This window comes from Palleronia rufa (assembly GCF_000743715.1).
GTDB lineage: Bacteria > Pseudomonadota > Alphaproteobacteria > Rhodobacterales > Rhodobacteraceae > Palleronia > Palleronia rufa.
In genome coordinates this window covers 67785-82866 of the sequence record NZ_JQEY01000014.1, presented here as the reverse complement: position 1 = coordinate 82866, position 15082 = coordinate 67785, and the positions used below count along the sequence as shown (strand labels likewise).

The window sequence follows — 15082 nt, the reverse complement described above, 5'->3', positions numbered from 1 at the left end:
GAACAGCTACGKAAGGCCCGCAAGCCACGTGTGCTGACGCCAACGACACTGCATAAACGGTTGGCTGGGAAATGGTTCCTGTGTTCCTCGACAAACCTAAATCTCATTGCTTTAGGCCCGCGAAGAACTGGGTGGCCTTTTTTAGGATTTCCCTCTCCTCCCTGAGAAGCCGGATCTCACGTCGAAGCCGCTCATTCTCTTTGGCGAGGTCCAAATCCTCTTGTGAAACCACGTTCGTGTCTCGATGCGCTGTGATCCATTTGTTCAGCGTCGACATTCCAACGCCCAGATCATCAGCCACCTGCTTGCGCGTCAGCCCGCTGGTCAGCGCAATACGCACCGCATCCTGGCGGAATTCGTCCGTCCGTTTCAATCCCATAGTTCGTCTCCTTTGTTGCAGTAAATGCTATCAAAGGAGCGGCATCAAACCGCGACAGGTCCAGCCTGTTTCCGTGTCCCATGGAACACCTCCCGGTTCCCCAGTTGCTGCTCTCCACTTTTTCGGGGCAAGTCCACCAAGCCTCTATGGTTATGCCTGAGTGTCCGGTCGAAAAGGGGGCCAGTTCACTCGAACGGGGCGGGGCCGAGATATTCCGGGGCTGAATGCAGGCGACGGGTGTCGTATGCGGCGATGAAGCAGGGCACCCCCTCAGCCACATCGTCGAAGGTTTCATAGTCCATCGGAGAGGGATCCTCCACCTTCAGTGTCCTCCTGAAGCTCCCGGCCTGCGGGTGGAGTGCCGCGCCGACTCGTGGACCCGACGAAGCCATGCCTCGCAAGGCAGGCTCGATGCATCTCCGAAGCGTATCGCGACCCGCGGTCCGAGTGAAACGCGCAACCCGGCAAAGGCCTGCGCAGCGCGATCGCCTGACGAAGCGCCGCCACGGCGAGGCGCGCATCGATGCCGCGGCCGATCGCGCACCCCACCACGCGACGAGACCGGGCATCGAGGATCAGCGCGGCGCAGGCGAAGCCACCGGCGATCGCGATGTGGGTCGGGTTGGCCACCCGAACCCGATCCGGACCATCGACCCTTTCGACGCCAAGATCGGTCCATCGCGATCGCTGTCGGTCGTGCGGACGAACGCCTTCGCCGTCGCGGGTTCGGATCGTGCGCCTTCATCAGCCGTCGCCCCATCTCTGCGGTCACGATGAGCCCGCGGTGACGGCGTTCGGCATCGACGCGGCGGCATGGCCTTCGACCCCGTCGGCGATGGCACGGATTTCCGCGACGATCGCCTCATCAGCGTGCCTGCCGTCCGGCGCGGCGCGGGAGCTGGATCGCGCGATGCCCATCGGCGCGCGCCCCCTCCGGATGGAAAGGCCGACGGGCCGGTTGTCATGGATGCAGGCGCGTTTTCTGCAATGGTCCGGAGCGTGCAGCCGCCTTTTATAAATCTCAAGCACCTGCCGTCCGACGCGGCGCGCGAGGGCCGCGATGCGCGCCTCACGATCCGCGAGCAACCGGGCCGCAGCCGCGTCTTCATTCGATACACCGGCCTCCGCCTTCCCGATCCGGATCGGGTTTCTCGACAGCTCGTGGCGACGGCCGAGAGCATGCAGGGTGTCGCCGGGATGATATTCGGCAACCTGGCGCTTGATCCCGGTGCGACGATTGCGACGGCATTTCGGCACGGGTTGTGCGCCTCTGAAAGCCCGCTCCCGGTCAACCCAACGCGCTCAATTGGTCCACCCCGCGGGGCGCACTCCACCCGCAGCCCCAACCGTCGGACCCTTTGATACCATGACGCAAGAGGGCTGCCGTCGGATGATCGAAGCGACATGTCCCGAAAAAGGCCAGCGCGCGACCCAATCGCTTGTCGGAGCCGCACGGTCAACGCCGCAGGCCCAGGACGATCCCCGATGGCGGTCTAGAGCTCGATCTCATCGTCCATGGGCTGATCCACCGGGCGGCTGTCCTTGCGGCGGATGATGATGTCGCCGTTGGGCAGCACTTCGGGCGGCTGGTAGGCGCCCAGATCCTCAAGGTCCAGCCCTTCGAAGTTCCACTCCTTCAGCGCATCGGCCAGGTCGCGCATCTCGGGCTCGACCTCACCCATCAGCCCGCGCAGCAGACGCCGCGCCCCCTCCGACAGCATATCGACGCCTTCGGTGATGTCGCTGGCATCGCCCTGGGACGGAGAGGGTTCGGGATCCTGTGCGATGGCCGGTGTCACCAGCAGAAGGACGAGAGTTGCGGGTTTCAGTATTGCATACATGGAACGGGAACGCGCCGGAGCCGCCGCTGGTTCTCATGTCACGGCGAAATGATCGGACGCGGCCCGTTTGGTCCGGTGGACATCCGGCGGGTCGCGCGCCGCCGGGTCGTCCTGCGGATCGCGCGCGGGTAGGACCGTCTTGGGGTGTCGCGGCATTCGATCACGAACGCGGCCTCAGAACCAGGGGGAGGTCCCGGCCGAGGTCAAGCCCGTGGCCCCGGAGCGCGTGCAGCGGCCGGAACCCGCCCCGACGCAACGACCATGCGCCGTTGTCACGCAACACGCGTCCCGTCGGCGGACCGGTCCGCATCGCGGAACGGTTCCCTCACTTTGCTGCCGAAATATCATCCCATGCCCGGTTGATCGCCTGCATCCGCCGCTCGGCCATGCGCACGGCTTCTTCCGGGACGCCACGCGCGATCATCCGATCGGGATGGTTCTCACGCACCAGGGCGCGCCATGCCGAACGGGCCTCCTTCACGCTTGCATCCGGAGCGATGCCCAGAACCTCATAAGGGTCCGGTTCCGCTCCGGCCACATGGCGGGCGCGGATCTGGCGGAACTGCCGCTCCGTCAGTCCGAAGATCTCCTGCACCCGGCGCAGGAACGCCTCTTCGTCCGGATGGTACGTTCCATCGGCAACGGCGATGTGAAAGAGCCCCTCCAGCAGGTCCGACAGGGCCGCGGCACCGCTGCCGAATATGGCGGTGATACGCGCGGCATAGTCCTCGAACCCGGCGACGTCCTGGCGGGCCATGTTGAAGACGCGGCCCGCGGCGGTCTCCGCCTCAGGGGGGATGTGGAACACCTCACGGAAGGCGGTGACCTCATCGCGGGTCACCTGCCCGTCCGCCTTGGCCATCTTGGCGCCCAGCGCGATCACGGCGATGGTGAACCCGACCGACCGTTCCGGCGCGCTGCGCAGCCGGTCGAAGACCGCGGACAGGCTCTCACCGTGGCGGAGCGCGGAGAGCGCATCCAGGATTCGGGACCAGATCGACATGGGCCTAGCCTAGCCGCGACGACGGCGGCTCGAAAGCTGCTTCGATGCATGGCGGCCCTGCATCTGGCCGCAGCGGGGCCAGGCGGTCACGCGGCAAGCGCGCCGCTCAGGATCTTGAGGCCCGTGGGCGTCGCGATCTCTGCCACGATGGCGGGCTGCGGCCCGACCTGGGCCGTCACCCGCGGCGTGTCGAGAAGGCGCGGCCATGCGGTGGACAGATCGCCCATGCGCGGGTGGATCAGCAGCAGGCGCTGAAGCCTGCAGCCCCGGTCGGTGAGCCGGTCCTGTGGCATCGCGCCGGTCCAGGACAGCAGGGCCGGAACGACGCCGTCGAAGGGCCATGTGCCCGATTGCGGGATGGCCATGTCCCAGGACAGATCGCCGCGGCTGAGTGTCCTGCGCTCTCCCATGCCCATCGGCGCCTCTCCCAATGCGCGGATCATGTCGGTCACGCGCGCCGCCCAGTTCGACAGGCGCGGCGCGGCGGGCGGCGCATCCATGCCGAACCAGCGCGGATGCCCCGGCAGGGGGGCCCCGGGGTCGACGGCGATGACCTCCAGGTAGGTATCGGGTCCCAGCGACAGCAGCCGGTTGCGGGTGCCCATATGCGGATGGGCGCCGCCGTCTTCGGTGGGAACGCCGAGAGCCGCCTCGACCGCGCGGGCGCCGGTCTCGACCGACGTGGCGGTGACGACGAGGTGATCGATGTCCATGGAGTCTCTCCGGTTCGGCCGGACACCACCCTAGACCGGCAGTGCGCGCCGCACCAGTTGCGCAAACGGCGCCAACTCCGGGAAAATGGGCGGAATTCTATTGCAAACCGTGGCGGCGCGGAGGTTCCGTGCGACCGACCCGGCAATGGGCGATACAGGCGCCCCGTTCGGACGACCCCAGTCGCCAGCGGGCCGTCATCTTTTCGGTTTGCGCCCGTCGAGGTCGAAGGCCGTGCCGCCGGCACAGCCCGCGTCAGCAGGCGTTGACGGTCGAACGCGCCGAAGGCCGCGGAGTCTCAGACCGACGTCCGCATCATGCGGCCGCCCCGGGCCGGGACTGCCGGATGAGGTCGAGCACCTTGGCCGCGGCCTCCGGGATATTCGTGCCCGGACCGAACACCGCCGCGACACCCGCCTCCTTCAGCACCTTGTAGTCCCGCGCCGGGATCACGCCGCCGCAGATCACCAGAATGTCGCCCGCGCCCTTGTCCTTCAGCGCCTGGATCAGCTTGGGCGCGTTGGTCAGGTGTCCGGCGGCCTGGCTGGACAGGCCCACCACATGCACGTCGTTGTCCATCGCGTCCTGGGCGGCCTCTTCGGGCGTCTGGAATAGCGGGCCGACATCGACGTCGAAGCCGATGTCTGCGAAGGCGGTGGCGATCACCTTGGCACCACGGTCGTGGCCGTCCTGGCCGACCTTGACGACCAGCATCCGCGGGCGCCGGCCCTCTTCCTCGGCGAAACTCTCGACGTCCTTCTGGATCTTCTCGTAGCCCGCGTCGCCCTCATAGGCGGCGCCGTAGACGCCCGACAGGGTGCGGACCTCCGCGCGGTGCCGGCCGAAGACGGTCTCCAGCGCCATCGAAATCTCACCCACCGTGGCGCGCGCCCGCGCGGCCTCGACCGCCAGGGCCAGCAGGTTGCCATTGGCGCGCGCGCCCTCTTCCAGCGCCTGCAATGCGGCGTCGCAGGCCGGCTGGTCGCGGCCGTCGCGGAGCGCCTTCAACCCGGCGATCTGGCTGTCGCGCACGCCGGCGTTGTCGATCACCCGGATGTCCAGGTCCTCTTCCTGGGCCAGCCGGAACCTGTTCACTCCGACGATGACCTCCTCGCCCCGGTCGATCCGGGCCTGCTTGGCCGCCGCGGCTTCCTCTATCCGGAGCTTCGGCATGCCGGATTCGACCGCCTTGGTCATGCCGCCCAGCTCGTCCACCTCGGCCATCAGCTCCCGCGCCTTGTCGATCATGTCTGCAGTCAGCTTTTCCACGTAGTAGGAGCCGGCCAGCGGATCGACCACTTGCGTCACGCCGGTCTCGTTCTGCAGGATCAGCTGCGTGTTGCGCGCGATGCGGGACGAGAAATCCGTAGGCAGCGCAATGGCTTCGTCGAAGGAGTTCGTGTGCAGCGACTGCGTGCCGCCCAGCACTGCGCTCATCGCCTCGTAGGCCGTGCGGACCACGTTGTTGTAGGGATCCTGCTCGGCGAGGCTGACCCCGCTCGTCTGGCAATGGGTGCGCAGCATCTTCGAGCGGTCGTCCTTGGCGCCCATCTCGGTCATGATCTCATGCCACAGGAACCGCGCGGCGCGCAGCTTGGCCGCCTCCATGAAGAAGTTCATGCCGATGGCGAAGAAGAACGACAGCCGCCCGGCGAAGTTGTCCACATCCATGCCGCGATCCTTGGCGACGCGGACGTATTCCTTTCCGTCGGCCAGGGTGAAGGCCAGTTCCTGAACCAGGTTCGCTCCGGCCTCCTGCATGTGGTAGCCGGAAATCGAGATGGAGTTGAACCTCGGCATCTCCCGCGCCGTGTAGTCGATGATGTCGGCCACGATGCGCATCGAGGGTTCGGGCGGATAGATGTAGGTGTTGCGGACCATGAACTCCTTGAGGATGTCGTTCTGGATCGTCCCCGACAGCTTGGCGCGGTCCACGCCCTGTTCCTCGCCGGCGACGATGAAGGACGCCAGGATCGGGATCACCGCCCCGTTCATGGTCATGGACACGGACACGTCGCCCAGCGGGATGCCGTCGAACAGCACCTTCATGTCCTCGACCGAATCGATGGCGACGCCGGCCTTGCCCACATCGCCCTCGACCCGTTCGTGGTCGCTGTCGTAGCCGCGGTGGGTGGCCAGGTCGAAGGCGACGCTGACCCCCTGCTGTCCTGCGTCAAGCGCGCGGCGGTAGAAGGCGTTGGACTCCTCTGCCGTGGAAAAGCCCGCGTACTGCCGGATCGTCCAGGGACGGCCGGCATACATCGTCGCCTTCACGCCGCGGGTGAACGGTGCCTCGCCCGGCATCGACCCCATGTGGCCGTGGCCTTCGGCATCCTCGGGGCCGTGGACGGGCGCCACATCGATACCTTCGGCGGTGGACCATGTCAGCGCGTCCAGCGGACGGCCGCGGAGTTCTTTCTCGGCACGGGATTTCCAGTCGTTCATCGGCAGGCTCTCCTTCGTTCTCCTTGCGGCGATGTGACCGCGGGCCGGCAAGCTCCGTCATCGTATTCGCCGGCCGGACGCCCTATATTCGTCCCATGGTATCAAAGGTCACGCTCATTTCGGTCCTGTCATTAGTCGGCTTTGGCGGGTTTGTCCCGGTGTTTGCGCAAGACACCAGCCCCACCCCCGCCGTTCAGGTCGGCGACGTCGCCGCGGATGCGCGCGCCATCTGGGAAGCGGATCCGACCACGATCCTGGACGGCGCCGGGCTGGATCTGGACGACTTCCGCTGGATCGCGCGCCCGGTTGTGGTCTTTGCCGACAGCCCGGAAGATCCCGCCTTTCTGGAGCAGATCGAGCTTTTGCGCGCCCAGGCGGGCGACCTGGCGACCCGCGACGTGGCGATCATCGCCGATACGGATCCCGGAACCCTTTCGGACATCCGCCGCCGCCTGCGTCCGCGCGGGTTCCAACTGGTGCTGATCGGCAAGGACGGCGGCGTGAAACTGCGCAAACCCTTTCCCTGGGACGTCCGCGAACTCACTCGCGTCATCGACGGGATGCCCATCCGCCAGCGTGAGATTCGCGAAAGCCGCTGACCGGGTGCGGCCACGTTCGTTCCGGCGCACCGGATCCGGCCCGGACGGAAGGGCCGCCCGGCGCCCCGGCCGGATCATGCGCGGGTCACGTCACTCGAATTCCATGATGATTTCGTCGACGGCCAGGCTGTCGCCCTCGGAGGCGTTGATCTTGGACACCACGCCCTTCTTCTCGGCGCGCAGGATGTTCTCCATCTTCATCGCCTCGATGGTGCAGAGCGGCTGGCCGTCCTGGACCTCGGCCCCCTCCTCGACGTGGAGCTTCACCACCAGCCCGGGCATGGGACAAAGGAGCAGCCTGGAGGTGTCGGCATCTTCCTTTTCGGGCATCAGGCGCGCAAGCTCGGCCTGACGGGGAGAGAAGATCTTGACCGGCAGATCCGCGCCGCGGGTCCGGATGCGGAAGCCGCCGGTGATGCGCGCCACCTTCATAACGACCGGCACGCGGTCCACATGGACGATGGCAAGCGGCTGGCCGGGCCGCCAGTCCGACGTCACGCGCATCTCCGACCCGTCCTCGAACCGCACGGTCGCGCCTTCGCGGTCGGCGTCGGTGATGACGCGGATCTCCCGGCCCTGGACGAACACCACCCAGTCGGTGCCGATCCGCCGCTCATGGTTGTCCATTCGCCCCGAAATCCGGGTGCGCCGGATCTCGGCCACGCGGTTCATGGCGGCGGCGGCCGCCGCGATCCGGTCGATATGGGCGTCCGAAAGGTCCACGCCTGCGAAACCGTCGGGATATTCCTCGGCGATGAAGGCGGTGGTCATCTCACCGGCGACGAAGGTCGGGTGGTCCATGACCGCAGACAGGAACGGCAGGTTGTGCCCGATCCCCTCCAGCTCGAACCGGTCGAGCGCCAGGCGCATGGCCTCGATCGCCGCGTCGCGGTCCGGCCCCCAGGTACAGAGCTTGGCGATCATCGGGTCGTAATACATGGAGATCTCGCCGCCCTCGAACACGCCCGTGTCGTTGCGCGTCGCGGTCTCTCCCACCGGAGCGTCACCGCCGCCGACCACTGGCAGCCATTTGCCGGCGTCGTGCATCGGACCTGCCGCGACCTCCTGCGGCGGGCGGTAGCGGGTCAGCCGGCCGATGGAGGGCAGGAAGCCGCGATAGGGATCTTCGGCGTAGAGGCGGCTCTCCATGGCCCAGCCGGTGAGGCGCACGTCACCTTGGGTCAGGCGCAGTTTCTCACCGGCGGCGACGCGGATCATCTCTTCGACAAGATCCACGCCGGTGATGAGCTCTGTCACCGGGTGTTCGACCTGGAGGCGGGTGTTCATCTCGAGAAAGTAGAAGTTGCGGTCGCCGTCGACGATGAACTCGACCGTGCCGGCGCTGGTGTAGTTCACCGCCTGCGCCAGGGCGACGGCCTGCTCACCCATGGCGCGGCGCGTGTCCTCGTCCAGAAACGGCGACGGCGCTTCTTCGATGACCTTCTGGTTACGGCGCTGGATCGAGCATTCCCGCTCTCCCAGGTAGATGCAGTTGCCGTGGGTGTCGGCCAGGACCTGGATCTCGATATGGCGGGGCTGGGTGACGAATTTCTCGATGAAGATCCGGTCGTCGCCGAAGCTGTTCGCGGCCTCGTTCTTCGAGGACTGGAACCCCTCGCGCGCCTCGGCGTCGTCCCAGGCGATGCGCATCCCCTTGCCGCCGCCGCCGGCGCTGGCCTTGATCATCACCGGGTAGCCGATCTCGGACGCGATCTTCGCCGCCTCGTCGGCATCCTCGATCAGGCCCATGTGGCCGGGAACGGTGGAGACTCCCGCCTCGTCGGCCAGCTTCTTCGAGGTGATCTTGTCGCCCATCGCCTCGATGGCGGCTTGGGGCGGGCCGATGAAGGCCACGCCCGCCTCTGCCAGCGCGGCCGCGAATTTCGGGTTCTCGCTGAGAAAACCGTAGCCCGGGTGGACCGCCTCGGCGCCGCTGTCGCGGATCGCCTGCATCACCTTGTCGATGACGATATAGGACTGGTTGGCCTGGGCCGGACCGATATGGATCGCCTCATCGGCCATGCGGACATGGAGCGCGTTGCGGTCGGCATCGGAATAGACGGCGACGGTGGCGATGCCCATCCGGCGCGCCGTCTTGATGACGCGGCAGGCGATCTCACCGCGGTTGGCGATCAGGATCTTGTCGAACATGCGTAAAGACCCTCAGCGCGGGCAGAGTTCGGGCACGACACCCTTGCAGGGATCGTCGGGCGCGTATTGCGGCTCGGACGCATCGATGACGCTGGTCGGGACACCGGCGGTGTCAACACATCCTGCGACCAGGGCCGCCATGACCACCCATGCGTATTTCATTGCACCCTCCGCGGCATCTGCGAACCTGATGCCACCTTTTCGATGGGCTGCACAATGGTTTGTCCCGAGAAATGCGCGGACGGACCCGCCCCGCGGCATCGCGCGTCGGCGGGGCGTGCTTTTTCCGCCGCCAGACGGAAAATTGGCCCGGTTGGGGAGAACCGGGCCATAGGGGAAGGGTAACGGTGTTGCGCAGGACCGGACAACTCGGACCTACCGGCTCAAACTGCCTCAACGTCACGCACCGCGCAAAACGAATTTGAAAACCCGTACAAAATCGGCCTTTTCCCGCCTATGCCGATAGAAAGCGGAGCGGACTTCCGCCATAAGTTGTGAAATTCAGTCGAAGACATCCGGAAAACTCGCGCGGGCGCGGTCGATGTCAATTCGCAGAAGGGCGTCGTAACTCTCTGGATCGAACGAATCCCCTGCGGGCACGACCTCGCGCCCGAAGAGCCACGACAACCGCCCCGCGTCGAGATTGCCGCGTTCGAAAGGTGCGGCGCCGAAATGGCGCCACAGGGCCCAGAGAAAGCCTTCGTCGGCGGCCCGGTCGGCGGCGCGGCGGTCCTGGAACCTGTCACGCGGCACAAGGCGCGTGGCCCCTTTCGGACTGGCCCGCCGCAGGACGAACTGGAAGTCCGTGCCGGGAAGGCGGCCAGGAAAGCCCTTGTGTTTGAGCATTGAACCCTCCGGTCATGTCGGACACCGGCGGCAGGCGTCCGCCAGTTGCGTCAGAACTTGCTGTAGGTCGGGTCAGGCGCGATGACCGGGGCGGGATCGGAATAGACGACCTCTTCTGTCCGGTTGCCGCAGGCGGCGGTGAAGGACAGGGCAGCCAGGGCCGTGACGATCGTGACTCTCTTCGGCATCGTGTGTCTCCAGTCTTGCCGGCCCGGGCGGGGCCTTTCCGGGATGTGGTCATGACATCGGTGCCGGCGCGGCATCGTCAAGCCCCTGCCCGGACGGCGGGCCGCCGCAAGACGGACGGCCGCAGCCACGCCGGACCTACAGCGGAATGTTGTCGTGTTTCTTCCACGGGTTCGCCAGCACCTTGCCGCGCAGGGAGGCGAAGGCGCGGCAGACCCGGCGGCGGGTGGAATGGGGCATGATGACCTCATCGATGAAACCGCGCTCCGCCGCCTTGAACGGGTTGGCGAAGTTGGTGTCGTATTCCGCGGTCCGTGCGGCGATCTTGTCCCGGTCGCCCAATTCCGAGCGATAGAGGATCTCTACCGCGCCCTTTGCCCCCATCACCGCGATCTCGGCCGTGGGCCAGGCGTAGTTCAGATCGCCGCGCAGGTGCTTGGACGACATCACGTCATAGGCACCACCATAGGCCTTGCGCGTGATGACCGTGACTTTCGGGACCGTCGCCTCGCCATAGGCGAAGAGCAGCTTGGCGCCGTGCTTGATGACGCCCCCGTGTTCCTGGCCCGTCCCGGGGAGAAATCCGGGCACGTCCACCAAAGTCAGAATCGGGATCTCGAACGCGTCGCAGAACCGCACGAACCGCGCGGCCTTGCGGCTGGAGTCGATGTCCAGAACGCCCGCCAGCACCATGGGCTGGTTGGCCACGACGCCGACGGTCCGCCCCTCCAGCCGGATGAACCCGGTCAGGATGTTCTTGGCGAACTCGGCCTGAATCTCGTAGAAATCGCCCTCATCGGCGATCTTTCCGATCACTTCCTTCATGTCGTAGGGCATGTTCGGGTTCTCGGGGATCACCGTGTCCAGGCTGTCGTCGATCCGCCCGGGATCGTCGAAGAACGGCCGCACCGGCGGTTTGGAGCGGTTCGAGAGCGGCAGGTAGTCGACCAGCCGCCGCACCTCTATCAGCGCCTCGACGTCGTTCTCGAACGCCCCGTCCGCGACAGAGGACTTGCGGGTATGGGTAGAGGCGCCGCCCAGCTCTTCTGCGGTCACGACCTCATTGGTGACGGTCTTGACCACGTCGGGACCGGTCACGAACATGTAGGACGTGTCCTTCACCATCAGGATGAAGTCGGTCATCGCCGGCGAATAGACGGCCCCGCCCGCGCAGGGACCCATGATGACGCTGATCTGCGGAATCACGCCGGAGGCCAGCACGTTGCGCTGGAACACCTCGGCATAGCCCGCCAGGCTGGCGACCCCCTCCTGGATGCGTGCCCCGCCCGAATCGTTCAAACCGATCACCGGCGCGCCGTTCTGCATGGCCATATCCATGATCTTGCAGATCTTCTGTGCGTGGGTTTCCGACAGCGAGCCACCCAGGACGGTGAAATCCTGGCTGAACACATAGACCTGCCGGCCGTTGATCGTGCCCCACCCGGTCACCACGCCGTCGCCGGGATATTTCTGCTCGTCCATGCCGAAGTCCGTTGCCCGGTGGGCGACGAATGTGTCGAACTCCTCGAACGAACCTTCGTCCAGCAACAGGTCCAGACGTTCGCGCGCCGTAAGCTTGCCCTTGGCATGCTGAGCCTCGGTCCGGCGTGCGCCGCCACCCCGGCGCGCCTCTGTGCGCCGGTCCTCAAGCTGGGTCAGGATGTCCTTCATGGCGCGTGCTCCATTCGTTTCGTGAGGTGCCTGTGCGGCGCAACATATGTGCGCCATACGCCGCGGGAAAGGCGAAATTTTCCGACTGCCGGACGCGGGAAACCATGGTAGGTTCCGCGCATTTCGTGGCTTCAACGCCCGATCTTTCCCGTTTCCATACAGTCCAATTGTCACCCATGCCCCCTGCCCGCCGCGCTATCCCGTTCGACCGGACCACGCCCCCGCATCTGGTGTCGCTCATCCTGCTGACGTCCCTTGGGGCGCTGGGCATGAACCTCTTTCTGCCGTCCCTGCCCGGGATGGCGGCCTATTTCGACACCTCCTACGGGGTGATCCAGTTGGCGGTGACGGGCTACCTGGCCGTCAACGCGCTGATGCAGCTGGTGATCGGACCGATGTCCGACCGCTACGGGCGGCGGCGGATCATGCTGTGGTCCATCGCCGTGTTCACCCTGGCGTCGGTCGGCGGCATGCTCTCTACCCATGTCGCCGTGTTTTTGATGTTCCGCATGATCCAGGCGGCCATCGTCGCGGGACTCATCCTGCCGCGCGCGGCGATACGGGATCTCTACTCGCAGAACGATTCCGCCTCGATGATCGGCTACGTGACCATGGGAATGTCCCTGGTCCCGATGATCGCCCCCGCCTTCGGAGGGCTTCTGGACGGGCTTTTCGGCTGGCAGGCGAGCTTCGCGGCCCTGGCGCTGGCCGGAGCGGCCGCCTTCGCGCTGGCCTATTACGACATGGGGGAAACCGCCGCCCCCTCCACCGGTACCCTGCGCCAGCAGGTCGCCCAGTACCCGCAGCTTCTGATGGCACCGCGGTTCTGGGGCTATGCGCTGACGGCGGCCTTCGCTTCGGGGGCGTTCTTCGCCTATCTGGGCGGCGCGCCCTATGTGGGCTCCGAGGTCTACGGCATGAGTCCGGAGGTTCTGGGCCTCTACTTCGGCGCGCCGGCGATCGGCTATCTGGTGGGCAACGGCGTGACCGGCCGCTATGCCGCGCGGGTGGGCACCAACCCGATGATCCTGATCGGAACCGTGCTGACCGTGATCGGGCTGGGTCTGTCGCTGGTCATCTCCCTGGCCGGGGAGGACGGGCCGCTGGTGTTTTTCGGCTTCATGACGACCGTTGGACTGGGCAATGGGCTGGTGATCCCCAACGCCACCGCCGGAATGCTGTCGGTCCGGCCGCATCTGGCCGGCACCGCGTCGGGGCTGGGCGGCGCGATCATGATCGGCGGCGGCGCGGGCCTCTCGACCGTGGCGGGCGTGATCCTGGCCGGATCGGACAGCAGCCACCCGCTGATCTGGCTGATGACGCTGACCTCCGCCGCCTCGGTCCTGTCGATCCTCTTCGTCATCTGGCGCGAGCGGCGGCTGCGGATGGCCTGACCGCCGTCAGCCGATTTCCGGCGCATAAGTCAGGATGACCGGGACGACCAGATCCTCCTCATCGGTCAGGTGCCGGTTCAGGTATCGCTCGAACCCGTCCAGATGCCGCCCGAGCATCGCGGCAGGGCTCAGGGGATCATCGGATCCGAGTCCCGCCCGCATGGCGTCGGTCGCGTCGGCCAGCGCGACCAGATGTCCGTCGAGCGCGTCGTGATCGGCGTCGAGCAAGGCAAAGCCGCGGTCCAGCCGTCCGTCGAGCGTCTGGAGCATCGGGAAATAATGCTGGTCCTCGATGGTGTGGTGGCCATGCAGTTCCTGCACGAAGATCCGGGCCAACCTTGCGGTCTCGCGGCCGTAGCGGCGTGGATCGGTGTCGCCATTCAGGTAGGCGTCGGTGCCGGCCTTCAGGTTGGAGAGGATTTCCCGGAACGTCAGATGGCGCTGCAACCAGAACCGGGTGAGGGGCGAGAACCCGGGATGTGCCTCCCACGTGCCGCGCGGGAGTGCCGTCTCCAGCACACGCAGCGCATCGGGCAGGCCGGTCCGGCGTTCGAGGGTCAGCGCGTCGTCATCCATGCCCCGCAGATAGGCTGGGCGCGGCCGGTCGTCACCCTTTCGCGCGTCGGCCGGGGCGACTATCTGCGCAGCATGCGCGCCTTTCTCGCTCTTTCCCTCTCCGATGATCAGCGCGGCGCGCTTTCGGATCTGCAGGACCACCTGCGCTGCGGGCGCATCGTGGATGAGGACGATCTGCACCTGACGCTGGTGTTTTTTGCGCAGGCAGGCCGCGACGCGCTGGAAGAGCTGGACCTGACGCTCGGACTGCGGCGCCCGGGGCCGGCGCAGGTGGCGTTCCGGGGCCTTTCGGTGTTCGGCAGCGCGAACCCGCGCTCGGTCCATGCGGCGGTCGTACCCGATCCGCGGTTGATGCACCTCCAGGCAGGCTTGGCCAGCGCCGCAAGGCGCTGCGGCATCGCCCTGCCCCACCGCCGCTTCGTGCCGCATGTGACGCTGGCCCGGTTTGCCCACCGGATGCCACCGGAGGATCACGCCCGCCTCGGCCGGTTCCTGTCGGCCCACGGCGATGCGCGCCTGCCCGCGGACGTCGCCGCTGACCTTCATCTCTACCGCTCCACCCTTCACCCGGACGGGCCGCGATACGACCTGCTGGAAAGCTACCCTCTGGCATGAGGCGCGCGGCGCTGCCCTTGCTGGCCGTGCTCGTGGCCCTGCCCTTCGGACTCTATGCGCTGGGGCTGGCGATCGACGCGGCACGGGGGCTTCGTCCGCCCGACAGCCATCTCTTCGCGCCGGGCGCCCCTGCGTCGAATGCCGCGCTTGCGCTGCACATGGCAGCGGGTGCCGTGCTGACCGCGCTGGTGCCGCTCCAGCTCATTCCCGCCCTGCGCCGCCGCTGGCCCGGGTTGCACCGCGGGATGGGCCGGATCTTCGTGGGCGCGGCACTGGCCGCGGCCCTTGGCGGGCTGGTCTATATCGCGGGGCGGGGCACCATCGGGGGGCCGGTCATGGACGCGGCCTTCGCGCTCTACGGCGTGCTTCTCGGGGTCGCGGCCCTCATGGCGATCCGTGCGGCGCGCGCCCGCGATCTGGTCCGGCATCGCCGCTGGGCGCTGCGGTTCTTTACCCTTGCCATGGGTTCCCTGCTGTTCCGGCTGCACTACGCCGCGTGGTTCCTGGCGACCGGGGGCGCCGGCTCGACAGAGGCGCTGACCGGCCCCTTCGACCGCGTCCAGGTCTTCGCCTTCTACCTTCCCTATCTTGCGCTACTAGAACTCTGGCTGTCCCGCGAAAAAAGAGGCGCCGCTCCGAAAAGCGACGCCTCCGCCGGATGATCT

At 66.8% G+C, this 15082-nt stretch carries 16 protein-coding genes and 1 pseudogene; 4 read left to right on the top strand and 13 right to left on the bottom strand.

Annotated features, from left to right (window positions below; genetic code table 11):
• The 7 genes and pseudogenes from KW83_RS15540 to scpA all read right to left on the bottom strand — a co-directional run.
• Positions 1 to 379 (bottom strand): annotated as a pseudogene (locus KW83_RS15540) (transposase); the annotation flags it as partial.
• Positions 380 to 670: 291 nt separating this feature from the next.
• On the bottom strand, positions 671 to 1009 hold the full coding sequence (locus tag KW83_RS22025; RefSeq protein WP_161785517.1) for a DDE-type integrase/transposase/recombinase: 339 nt from the start codon (positions 1007 to 1009) through the stop codon (positions 671 to 673).
• Between the two features lie 138 nt (positions 1010 to 1147).
• Entirely contained in the window at positions 1148 to 1636 is a 489-nt protein-coding gene (locus KW83_RS15530; RefSeq protein ID WP_200879697.1) for a hypothetical protein, read from the bottom strand.
• A gap of 236 nt (positions 1637 to 1872) precedes the next feature.
• Positions 1873 to 2220, bottom strand: a complete 348-nt coding sequence (locus KW83_RS15525) for a hypothetical protein (RefSeq protein ID WP_036180775.1) — start codon at positions 2218 to 2220, stop codon at positions 1873 to 1875.
• A 325-nt stretch (positions 2221 to 2545) separates the two neighbouring features.
• The gene (locus tag KW83_RS15520) at positions 2546 to 3223 is read right to left on the bottom strand and encodes a molecular chaperone DjiA (RefSeq protein WP_036180773.1); all 678 of its coding nucleotides are present in this window, start codon (positions 3221 to 3223) and stop codon (positions 2546 to 2548) included.
• An 86-nt stretch (positions 3224 to 3309) separates the two neighbouring features.
• Entirely contained in the window at positions 3310 to 3936 is a 627-nt protein-coding gene (locus tag KW83_RS15515) for a VOC family protein (protein WP_036180771.1), read from the bottom strand.
• Between the two features lie 313 nt (positions 3937 to 4249).
• A complete protein-coding gene (scpA, locus tag KW83_RS15510) occupies positions 4250 to 6379 on the bottom strand; it encodes a methylmalonyl-CoA mutase (RefSeq protein ID WP_036180769.1) in 2130 nt (709 codons plus the stop codon).
• Positions 6380 to 6537: 158 nt separating this feature from the next.
• On the opposite strand from scpA, the gene KW83_RS15505 reads away from it, so the two are divergent.
• Positions 6538 to 6978, top strand: a complete 441-nt coding sequence (locus tag KW83_RS15505; protein ID WP_235191441.1) for a DUF4174 domain-containing protein — start codon at positions 6538 to 6540, stop codon at positions 6976 to 6978.
• A 90-nt stretch (positions 6979 to 7068) separates the two neighbouring features.
• Here KW83_RS15505 and KW83_RS15500 read toward each other — a convergent pair whose 3' ends face one another.
• From KW83_RS15500 to KW83_RS15490, 5 genes are all read right to left on the bottom strand, one after another.
• Positions 7069 to 9129: an acetyl-CoA carboxylase biotin carboxylase subunit gene (locus KW83_RS15500; protein WP_036180764.1), complete on the bottom strand. Its 2061-nt coding sequence runs from the start codon at positions 9127 to 9129 to the stop codon at positions 7069 to 7071.
• 12 nt (positions 9130 to 9141) lie between these two features.
• Positions 9142 to 9291, bottom strand: coding sequence for a hypothetical protein (locus tag KW83_RS21015; RefSeq protein WP_161785516.1), 150 nt, complete (start codon positions 9289 to 9291; stop codon positions 9142 to 9144).
• 339 nt (positions 9292 to 9630) lie between these two features.
• Positions 9631 to 9975, bottom strand: coding sequence for a hypothetical protein (locus KW83_RS15495; RefSeq protein WP_036180761.1), 345 nt, complete (start codon positions 9973 to 9975; stop codon positions 9631 to 9633).
• A 50-nt stretch (positions 9976 to 10025) separates the two neighbouring features.
• Positions 10026 to 10163: a hypothetical protein gene (locus KW83_RS21010; RefSeq protein ID WP_161785515.1), complete on the bottom strand. Its 138-nt coding sequence runs from the start codon at positions 10161 to 10163 to the stop codon at positions 10026 to 10028.
• Positions 10164 to 10299: 136 nt separating this feature from the next.
• A complete protein-coding gene (locus KW83_RS15490; protein WP_036180759.1) occupies positions 10300 to 11832 on the bottom strand; it encodes an acyl-CoA carboxylase subunit beta in 1533 nt (510 codons plus the stop codon).
• A gap of 176 nt (positions 11833 to 12008) precedes the next feature.
• On the opposite strand from KW83_RS15490, the gene KW83_RS15485 reads away from it, so the two are divergent.
• Entirely contained in the window at positions 12009 to 13226 is a 1218-nt protein-coding gene (locus KW83_RS15485) for a multidrug effflux MFS transporter (protein WP_036180757.1), read from the top strand.
• Between the two features lie 6 nt (positions 13227 to 13232).
• Here the strand turns inward: KW83_RS15485 and KW83_RS15480 are convergent, their stop codons facing one another.
• On the bottom strand, positions 13233 to 13982 hold the full coding sequence (locus KW83_RS15480; RefSeq protein WP_235191440.1) for a hemerythrin domain-containing protein: 750 nt from the start codon (positions 13980 to 13982) through the stop codon (positions 13233 to 13235).
• Here KW83_RS15480 and thpR point away from each other — a divergent pair.
• Positions 13875 to 14417, top strand: coding sequence for an RNA 2',3'-cyclic phosphodiesterase (thpR, locus tag KW83_RS15475; protein ID WP_036180751.1), 543 nt, complete (start codon positions 13875 to 13877; stop codon positions 14415 to 14417). The two genes, KW83_RS15480 and thpR, sit on opposite strands and share 108 nt — an antisense overlap.
• Positions 14414 to 15079, top strand: coding sequence for a DUF2306 domain-containing protein (locus KW83_RS15470; RefSeq protein WP_051928567.1), 666 nt, complete (start codon positions 14414 to 14416; stop codon positions 15077 to 15079). The genes thpR and KW83_RS15470 overlap by 4 nt, the downstream gene beginning before the upstream one ends.
• Positions 15080 to 15082 lie beyond the last annotated feature (3 nt).

What these genes read in the sequence shown, in the direction of transcription:
- KW83_RS15525 (WP_036180775.1), bottom strand. Translation starts at nt 2,220, where the DNA reads ATGTATGCAATACTGAAACCCGCAACTCTCGTCCTTCTGCTGGTGACA.
- KW83_RS15520 (WP_036180773.1), bottom strand. Translation starts at nt 3,223, where the DNA reads ATGTCGATCTGGTCCCGAATCCTGGATGCGCTCTCCGCGCTCCGCCAC.
- KW83_RS15515 (WP_036180771.1), bottom strand. Translation starts at nt 3,936, where the DNA reads ATGGACATCGATCACCTCGTCGTCACCGCCACGTCGGTCGAGACCGGC.
- scpA (WP_036180769.1), bottom strand. Translation starts at nt 6,379, where the DNA reads ATGAACGACTGGAAATCCCGTGCCGAGAAAGAACTCCGCGGCCGTCCG.
- KW83_RS15500 (WP_036180764.1), bottom strand. Translation starts at nt 9,129, where the DNA reads ATGTTCGACAAGATCCTGATCGCCAACCGCGGTGAGATCGCCTGCCGC.
- KW83_RS21015 (WP_161785516.1), bottom strand. Translation starts at nt 9,291, where the DNA reads ATGAAATACGCATGGGTGGTCATGGCGGCCCTGGTCGCAGGATGTGTT.
- KW83_RS15495 (WP_036180761.1), bottom strand. Translation starts at nt 9,975, where the DNA reads ATGCTCAAACACAAGGGCTTTCCTGGCCGCCTTCCCGGCACGGACTTC.
- KW83_RS21010 (WP_161785515.1), bottom strand. Translation starts at nt 10,163, where the DNA reads ATGCCGAAGAGAGTCACGATCGTCACGGCCCTGGCTGCCCTGTCCTTC.
- KW83_RS15490 (WP_036180759.1), bottom strand. Translation starts at nt 11,832, where the DNA reads ATGAAGGACATCCTGACCCAGCTTGAGGACCGGCGCACAGAGGCGCGC.
- KW83_RS15485 (WP_036180757.1), top strand. Translation starts at nt 12,009, where the DNA reads ATGCCCCCTGCCCGCCGCGCTATCCCGTTCGACCGGACCACGCCCCCG.
- thpR (WP_036180751.1), top strand. Translation starts at nt 13,875, where the DNA reads ATGCGCGCCTTTCTCGCTCTTTCCCTCTCCGATGATCAGCGCGGCGCG.
- KW83_RS15470 (WP_051928567.1), top strand. Translation starts at nt 14,414, where the DNA reads ATGAGGCGCGCGGCGCTGCCCTTGCTGGCCGTGCTCGTGGCCCTGCCC.